Here is an 8,382-nt window from a genome sequence, read left to right on the forward strand (position 1 = left end):
TTCACCACCGGCGCTCACGATGCCGACTACATCTGGCTGGCCTGCCGGACCGACCCGGAAGCCGTTAAGCACAAGGGCATTTCGATCCTGATCGTCGACACCAAGGATCCCGGCTACTCGTGGACGCCGATCATCCTGTCCGACGGCGCCCACCACACCAACGCCACCTACTACAACGACGTACGGGTGCCCGCCGACATGCTGGTCGGCGAGGAAAACGGCGGGTGGCGGCTGATCACCACCCAGCTCAACAACGAGCGCGTCATGCTGGGCCCGGCGGGCCGCACCGCCGGCATCTACGACCGGTTGCACGCGTGGGCGTCCAAGCCGGGCGGCGACGGCGTCACGCCGATCGATCACCAGGACGTCAAGCGGGCGCTCGGCGAGATCTACTCGATGTGGCGGATCAACGAGCTGCTCAACTGGCAGGTGGCCGCGGCGGGTGAGGACATCAACGTCGCGGATGCCGCATCGACCAAAGTCTTTGGCACCGAGAAGATTCAGTACATCGGCCGGCTCGCCGAGGAGATCGTCGGCAAGTACGGCAACCCCGCGGAGTCGGACACCGCCGAGCTGCTCGACTGGCTGGACTCACAGACCAAGCGCAACCTGGTAATCACCTTCGGTGGAGGCGTCAACGAAGTCATGCGCGAAATGATCGCGGCGGCTGGCCTCAAGGTGCCGAGGGTGCCTCGATGACAGACATCCGGGAAGCTATCGAGGAGATCACAGCAACCGTCGTCGCCAAGCCGCGCGCGGGCCGGGACCCGGTGAACCAGCCGACAATCAACAACTGGGTGGAGGCTCTCGGGGACACGAATCCGATCTACCGGGACGAGGCCGCGGCCCTCGCGGCGGGACACCCGGGAATTGTGGCTCCACCGGCCATGATTCAGGTGTGGACGATGTTCGGGCTTGGCGGGGAACGTCCCACCGATGACCCGATGGGTCCGATGATGAAGCTGTTCGACGACGCCGGCTACATCGGGGTGGTCGCGACCAACTGCGAGCAGACCTACCACCGGTATCTGCGGCCGGGCGAAGAGGTCAGCATCGCCTCGGAGATGCGCGACGTGATCGGCCCCAAGCAGACCGCGCTCGGTGAGGGCTGGTTCATCAACCAGCACATCACGTGGCGGGTCGGCGACGAGGACGTCGCCGAGATGGAGTGGCGCATCCTCAAATTCAAGCCGCGCGAGGCCTCTAATGCGGCCTCGGTGCCCGAGGACCTGGATCCCGACGCGATGATGCGTCCTTCGTCGTCGCGCGACACGGTCTTCTTCTGGGAGGGCGTCAAGGCGCACGAGCTGAGGATCCAGCGGCGGCCCGACGGCAGTCTGCAGCACCCTCCGGTGCCTGCGGTCTGGCAAGACAAGGCCGAGCCGATCGACTACGTGGTCGCCAGCGGTGAAGGCACGGTCTACAGCTTTGTGGTGCACCACGCGCCGAAAGTCCCCGGCCGCACACTGCCGTTCGTGATCGCCCTGGTCGAGCTTGACGAAGGCGTGCGGATGCTGGGCGAGTTGCGTGGGGTCGAGCACGACAAGGTGAAGATTGGAATGCCCGTGCGCGCAACCTATATCGACTTCCCCGCCGGCGACAGCGGCCCGGAGTGGAGCCTCTACGCGTGGGAGCCTTCCGCATGAGCGCGCCGACGGTCGAGGTAGGCACCACCCTTCCCGAGCTCAAACTCCACGGCGACCCGACGTTCATCATCTCGACGGCGTTGGCCACCAGGGACTTTCAAGATGTCCACCACGACCGCGACCTGGCGCAGGCCAAAGGGTCGAAGGACATCTTCGTCAACATCCTCACCGACACTGGGCTGGTGCAGCGCTATGTCACCGATTGGGCCGGATCGTCGGCGCTGATCAAGTCCATCGGGCTTCGGCTGGGGGTACCGTGGTACGCCTACGACACGGTGACCTTCTCCGGTGAGGTGACCGCTGTGGAAAGCGGCCTGATCACCGTGAAAGTCGTAGGCCGCAACAGTCTTGGTGACCATGTCATCGCGACGGTGACGCTGACGATGGGGGACGCCTGATGCTGTCGGGTAAAGCTGCGATTGTTGGCATCGGGGCCACCGACTTCTCGAAGGACTCCGGACGCAGCGAACTGCGGTTGGCGGCCGAGGCGGTTCTCGACGCTTTGGACGACGCCGGTCTGTCGCCGTCGGATGTCGACGGCCTGACCACCTTCACGATGGACACGAACACCGAAATCGCGGTCGCGCGTGCGGCCGGGATCGGCGATCTGAAGTTCTTCTCCAAGATCCACTACGGCGGCGGCGCGGCGTGCGCGACGGTCCAGCAGGCGGCGATGGCCGTCGCGACCGGGGTGGCCGACGTGGTGGTGGCGTATCGGGCGTTCAACGAGCGTTCCGGCATGCGGTTCGGCCAGGTGCAGACCAGGCTGGTGGGAGATGTTGGCGCTCAAGCAGATTCGACGTCGGCGGACAATTCGTTCTCGTATCCGCACGGGCTGTCGACGCCGGCGGCGCAGGTGGCGATGATCGCTCAGCGCTACATGCACATGTCCGGTGCCGGCAGCCGGGACTTCGGCGCCATTTCGGTGGCCGACCGCAAGCATGCCGCCAAGAACCCGAAGGCATACTTCTACGAGAAGCCCATAACCATTGAGGACCACCAGAATTCGCGGTGGATCGCCGAGCCGTTGCGGCTGCTGGATTGCTGTCAGGAGACCGACGGCGCGGTTGCGATTGTGGTGACGTCAGCGGAACGCGCGCGGGACCTCAAGCAGCGGCCCGCGGTAATCGAGGCGGCGTCGCAGGGCTCCAGTCCCGACCAGTACACGATGGTCAGCTACTACCGGCCCGAACTCGGCCTCCCCGAGATGGGCGTGGTGGGTCGGCAGCTGTGGCAGCAGTCCGGCCTTTCGCCCACTGATATCCAGACCGCGGTGTTGTATGACCACTTCACGCCGTTCACGCTGATTCAGTTGGAGGAGTTGGGATTCTGCGGCAAGGGCGAAGCCAAGGACTTCATCGCCAATGGCGCGATCGAGGTGGGCGGGCGGCTTCCCATCAACACGCACGGAGGCCAGCTCGGTGAGGCGTACATCCACGGCATGAACGGCATCGCCGAGGGTGTGCGGCAGCTGCGCGGCACCTCGGTGAACCCGGTCCCCGACGTCGAGCACGTTCTCGTCACCGCGGGCACGGGTGTGCCCACCTCGGGCCTAATCCTCGGCTAGCGCATCCCTTTTGCCTGCCTTGCCTGGCCTTGCCTTGCCGCCGAGCGTGAAGTTAGCTTCACGCTCGTGCCCCACCGTGAAACTAGCTTCACGCTCGGCGACTGAAGTGACGACGCGAGAGACTCGTGCGACCCTTCGGTCGTGGGGGAACCCTTCATTGGCAGCGAAGCTGTAGCTCGCGGAGCTCTGACCAGGAGTCGGCTGAGCACGGGCTACACCAGGCTATTTCGCGATGTATATGTGGACCGCGACGCCGATGTCACGGCCGCGCTGCGGGCCAAAGCCGGATGGTTGTGGACAGGGCGGCAGGGCGTCATCTCCGGGTTCTCGGCCGCCGCACTGCACGGCAGTAAATGGGTTGAAGGCGTCACGGTAGTCGACATCCTCCACGACAATCGCCACCACCAAGCGGGCATCACAGCGCGCGGAGATCGCATCGAGGAAGACGAAATCGAAGTGGTGGACGGCATTCGGGTGACCTCGAGTGCGAGGACGGCGCTGGATCTGGGCTGTTGGTACTCGACGACGACCGCCGTGGCCGGCATAGACGCGTTGGCACGTGAGACGGACATCAAGGCTGCCGATGTCGAATTGCTCGCCGAGCGATATCCGGGCCGTCGAGGCATTGTGCGGGGGCGCGAGGCGATATCGCTCTTCGACAGCGGGGCGCACTCGCCGAAGGAGTCCTGGCTGCGAATTGTGCTGGTGCAAGCGGGTTTGCCCAAGCCGCAGACGCAGATACCCGTGGCCAACGAATTCGGCGATGTCTTTGCCTACCTGGATATGGGTTGGAAAGAAATCAAAGTTGCAGTGGAATACGACGGCGATCATCATCGAACCGACCGGCACCAGTATGGATGGGATATCCGCCGCTCAGAGCTGTTGCAACGGCGTGGCTGGATCGTGGTACGGGTAGTTGGCGGCGATCGCCCGGCCGAAATCATTCGTCGCGTTCGCGCGGCCCGCTCTCGCCGACTGTGAAGTTAGCTTCACATTCATGGCCGAGCGTGAAGCTAACTTCACGCTCGAGGCAAAGGAGGGAGAGGGGGCGAGACGCTAGACCGGGACCAGCTCGACGCCGGAGAGCACGACGGCGTTGTCGCGCGAAGGCGCGACAACGCTGGCCACCACACGCCCGTCGTCCTTCCAGATGCCGACCTTGAGGGTTTCACCGGGGAAGGCCACCCCGGCGAAGCGTGCGCCATAGGCGGCCACAGCGGAAGCGTCGCCATCCAGCAGCGCGTCGGTGATGGCCTTGCACGTCATGCCGTAGGTGCACAAGCCATGCAGAATGGGCTGCGAAAAGCCTGCCGCGGCAGCGAATTCCGGGTCAGAGTGTAGCGGGTTGCGGTCACCGCAGAGGCGGTACAGCAGCGCCTGCTGCGGCAGGATCGGCATCGCGACCTCGACGTCGGGCGCGCGGTCCGGGTCCGACGACCCGCCCCCTGAAGGCCCGCGCTCGCCGCCGAATCCGCCTTCGCCGCGCGCAAAGATGGACCGCCGCTGCGTCCACAGCAGCGTGCCGTCGGGCGCGGTGTAGGTGGTCTCGCTCCAGATGACCGCGGCTTTGCCCTTGTCCCAGATGTCGGTGAACCGCGTGACGGCCCGCGCCGAACCCGACGGCGGCAGCGGCCCGGGCACCTCGATCCGCTCGCTCGCGTGCAGGACCTTGCTCAGCTCGATGTCGATCCCGGGAAATTGCACGGTCGGCGGTTTCGTCGCGTGGAAGGTCGCGGCGACGTTGCCGAACGTCGGTAGCACCTGCGGGGTGTCGTCGACGAGGTAGCGCAGCTCGCGGGGATCCATCGGATCCGCCCCGGCACCCAGGCCCAGGTGATAGAGCTGCACATCGCTGCTGACCCAGGAGAAGTCGATGGGGTCCAACTCGGCGTTGAGTGCGACGTCGACGTCGATGGGCATATCAGCGTTCTCCCGCGATGTGTAGAGCGGCCAAATAGCCGAAGGTCATTGCCGGACCGATGGTGCCGCCCGGACCGGGATACGTGTGACCCATCACCGGGGCACTGACATTGCCTGCGGCGTAAAGGCCTTCGATGATCGAGCCGTCGTCTCGCAGCGCGCGGCCATGGACGTCGGTGCGGACCCCGCCCTTGGTCCCCAGGTCGCCGGGCACCATCTTGGCGGCGTAGTACGGCGCGTGCGAGAGCTCGCCGAGGTTGGGATTCGGCTTGTTCGTCGGGTCGCCGTAGTAACGGTCGTACGCGCTCTCGCCGCGGTGGTAGTCCTCGTCGACGCCCGACCGGGCGAAGCCGTTGAAACGTTCCACGGTGGAAAGCAACTCGTCGACCGGCAGGCCGGCCTTGGCCGCGAGTTCCTCCAGGGTGTCGGCCTGGATAATGACGCCGGACTCCATCCACTTGCGCGGAATACGTTGACCCGGTTGCAATCCCGCAAAGATATAGCGGTCACGGTACTGCTGGTCGAACACCAGCCATGCGGGGATGTTCTCTCCCGGTCCGGGCCCTTGGCCGTGCTCTCCGCCGTACATGTGGTGACAGGCTTCGACGTAGGGCATCGATTCGTTCATAAACCGCTTGCCCGACATGTTGACGATGATCGACCCCGGAGAGTTGCGCTCCGACAGGGCGAACCACGGCGCACCCACCAGCGGTACCGTCGGGCCCCACCAGGCGTCTTCCATCACATCCAGTGCAGCGCCCAGCTTTTCGCCCGCGAGGATGCCGTCGCCGGTGTTCGCCTTTGCGCCGACGGTCCACTCGGTGGTGATGGGCGCCCGCTGATATTTCACCCGCATCTGTTCGTTGTGGTCGAAGCCGCCGGAAGCCAGGATGACACCGCGTCGGGCCCGAATCAGCCGCGGCTCAGCGGATTCCGCTGCGGTGGTATCGCGAACATAAACCCCGCGCACCACGCCGTCCTCGACGAACAGGTCGGTCAGCGCGGTGTTGAGCAGTACCGGAACGCCGGCTCGCTGCAGGCCGATCCGCAGCGGTGCGATCAGGGCGCGTCCCATGCCGACGAGGTTCTTGCCGGTAGCCTTGGCCCACATCGTCCGTGCGCCGACCTTCAGGCTGCGCAGCACACCCCGCGGGTGTCGCTTCAACATGTTCAGCCGCACGTAATCCTGTTGCATCACAACGACGTTGAGCGGCACCTTGCCGTAAGCAGGCTCGAGTCCGGACTCGTCGGGGCCGAGCTTGCGGGCGTCGAACGGTTTGGGCTCGATCGAACGCCCGTCGGGGCGTCCGCCCGGGGCCTCGGGGTAGTAATCGGAGTAGCGCGGAACCCAGCACATCTTTAACGGCGTGTTCTTGAGCACGAACGACAACATCTCGGGTCCGCGCTCCAAGTAGGTGTCGATGCGCTCGGGTGGGACGACGTCGCCGATGATGCCGTGCAGATACGTGCGGGCGGCCTCTGGCGTATCGCGGACGCCGTCGCGCTTGAGCACCTCGTTGTTGGGGATCCAGACGCCGCCACCTGACCGGGCGGTGGAGCCGCCGAAGTGGGAGGCTTTCTCTACGATTATAGTGGAGAGGCCCCGGTGCGCAGCGGTAAGGGCAGCCACCATGCCGGCTGCGCCGCTCCCGACCACGACGACATCGAGCTCCTGTGCTGTCATGTAGAACACGTTATAGAATTGCCCAGGCCGGGCGCTACTGGGCCGGTCAACCGTATGAGGAGACGTCCATAGATGCTCAGTGTTGCGACACGTGACGAGCTCGCCGCCGACTTGGCTCAGGCCGAGCGGAGCCGCGAGCCGATCGCTCCGCTGACCGCCGCCCACCCGGAGATCGACGTCGTCGACGCCTACGAAATCCAGCTGATCAACATCCGGCAGCGCGTCGCGGAGGGGGCCCGGGTTCTGGGCCACAAGGTGGGGCTCTCGTCGCTGGCGATCCAGCAGATGATGGGCGTCGACGAACCGGACTACGGGCATCTGCTGGACGAGATGCAGTTGTTCGAACACACGCCGGTCACGGCGAACCAATACCTGTACCCCAGGGTCGAGGTCGAAGTCGCTTTTCTTTTAAATGCGGATCTGCCCGGCGCGAGTTGCACCGAGGACGACGTACTGGAGGCCACCGAAGCCCTGATCCCCTCGATCGAACTGATCGACACCCGGATCACCGACTGGCAGATCGAGTTGTGCGACACCATCGCTGACAATGCGTCCTCAGCGGGCTTCGTTCTGGGCAAGGGCCGCGTTTCGCCGCGCAGCATCGACGTCAAGGCGATCGACGCCGTGTTGCGTTGCAACGGTGAGATTGTCGCGGAGGGCCGCAGCGATGCTGTGCTTGGTAACCCGGTCACCGCGGTTGCCTGGCTGGCCCGCAAGGTAGAGGGCTTCGGAGTACGGTTGCGCAAAGGTGACGTGGTACTGCCCGGATCCTGCATGCGAGCCATCGACGCGCGCGCCGGCGACGAGTTCGTAGCCGACTTCACCGGCCTGGGTTCTGTCCGCTTGTCGTTCGAATAGGGAGCGACCGCACGCGAGCGGGTCGCAACCATTGGTTAAGGAGCAACATGCCGTCCAAGGCGAGTGTGGCGATAGTCGGGTCGGGGAACATCAGCACCGACCTTCTGTACAAACTACTGAGATCCGATTGGCTCGAGCCACGTTGGATGGTGGGTATCGACCCAGAGAGCGAAGGCCTGGCACGGGCCCGCAAGCTGGGCTTGGAGACCACTCACGAGGGTGTGGATTGGCTGCTCGCGCAGTCCGAGAAGCCGGACATGGTGTTCGAGGCGACCAGCGCTTACGTGCACCGGGACGCGGCGCCCCGGTATGAGGCCGCTGGGATCCGCGCCATTGACCTGACGCCGGCTGCGGTGGGGCCGGCGGTGATTCCGCCGGCGAACCTGCGCGCGCATCTGGGTGCGCGAAACGTCAACATGATCACCTGCGGCGGGCAGGCGACGATTCCGATCGTGTACGCCGTCTCGCGTGTCGTGGAGGTGCCCTACGCCGAGATCGTGGCGTCGGTGGCCTCGGTGTCGGCGGGGCCGGGTACTCGGGCCAACATCGATGAGTTCACCAAGACGACCAGCAGGGGTGTGGAGACCATCGGCGGCGCCAAGCGGGGCAAGGCGATCATCATCCTCAATCCCGCCGACCCGCCAATGATCATGCGTGACACCATCTTTTGCGCCATCCCCGAGGACGCCGACCGCGACGCGATCGCC

At 65.2% G+C, this 8,382-nt stretch carries 8 protein-coding genes and 1 pseudogene; 7 read left to right on the forward strand and 2 right to left on the reverse strand.

Going from position 1 to position 8,382, the window contains the following annotated elements; all coding sequences use genetic code 11:
- From fadE29 to JOZ00_RS07060, 5 genes and pseudogenes are all read left to right on the forward strand, one after another.
- Positions 1 to 699 (forward strand): annotated as a pseudogene (gene fadE29, locus JOZ00_RS07040) (acyl-CoA dehydrogenase FadE29); the annotation flags it as partial.
- Positions 696 to 1,646: a bifunctional MaoC family dehydratase N-terminal/OB-fold nucleic acid binding domain-containing protein gene (locus JOZ00_RS07045; RefSeq protein ID WP_293341664.1), complete on the forward strand. Its 951-nt coding sequence runs from the start codon at positions 696 to 698 to the stop codon at positions 1,644 to 1,646. The pseudogene fadE29 and the gene JOZ00_RS07045, both read left to right, overlap by 4 nt.
- On the forward strand, positions 1,643 to 2,044 hold the full coding sequence (locus tag JOZ00_RS07050) for a MaoC family dehydratase (protein ID WP_293341667.1): 402 nt from the start codon (positions 1,643 to 1,645) through the stop codon (positions 2,042 to 2,044). Before JOZ00_RS07045 ends, JOZ00_RS07050 begins: the two co-directional genes overlap by 4 nt.
- Positions 2,044 to 3,213 carry a lipid-transfer protein gene (locus JOZ00_RS07055; protein WP_293341670.1) on the forward strand — a complete coding sequence of 390 codons (1,170 nt, stop codon included), beginning with the start codon at positions 2,044 to 2,046 and terminating at the stop codon, positions 3,211 to 3,213. The genes JOZ00_RS07050 and JOZ00_RS07055 overlap by 1 nt, the downstream gene beginning before the upstream one ends.
- A gap of 141 nt (positions 3,214 to 3,354) precedes the next feature.
- Positions 3,355 to 4,194 carry a hypothetical protein gene (locus JOZ00_RS07060; RefSeq protein WP_293341673.1) on the forward strand — a complete coding sequence of 280 codons (840 nt, stop codon included), beginning with the start codon at positions 3,355 to 3,357 and terminating at the stop codon, positions 4,192 to 4,194.
- A gap of 75 nt (positions 4,195 to 4,269) precedes the next feature.
- Here the strand turns inward: JOZ00_RS07060 and JOZ00_RS07065 are convergent, their stop codons facing one another.
- Both JOZ00_RS07065 and kstD read right to left on the reverse strand, forming a co-directional pair.
- A complete protein-coding gene (locus tag JOZ00_RS07065) occupies positions 4,270 to 5,133 on the reverse strand; it encodes a MaoC/PaaZ C-terminal domain-containing protein (RefSeq protein WP_293341676.1) in 864 nt (287 codons plus the stop codon).
- 1 nt (position 5,134) lies between these two features.
- Positions 5,135 to 6,817, reverse strand: a complete 1,683-nt coding sequence (kstD, locus tag JOZ00_RS07070) for a 3-oxosteroid 1-dehydrogenase (protein WP_293341679.1) — start codon at positions 6,815 to 6,817, stop codon at positions 5,135 to 5,137.
- A gap of 72 nt (positions 6,818 to 6,889) precedes the next feature.
- On the opposite strand from kstD, the gene JOZ00_RS07075 reads away from it, so the two are divergent.
- Entirely contained in the window at positions 6,890 to 7,675 is a 786-nt protein-coding gene (locus JOZ00_RS07075) for a 2-keto-4-pentenoate hydratase (protein ID WP_293341682.1), read from the forward strand.
- 47 nt (positions 7,676 to 7,722) lie between these two features.
- Positions 7,723 to 8,382 (forward strand): acetaldehyde dehydrogenase (acetylating) (locus tag JOZ00_RS07080; RefSeq protein WP_293341685.1); only part of this gene is annotated, 660 nt, incomplete at its 3' end.

Source organism: Mycobacterium sp., from assembly GCF_019243155.1.
Taxonomy (GTDB): Bacteria; Actinomycetota; Actinomycetes; order Mycobacteriales; family Mycobacteriaceae; genus Mycobacterium.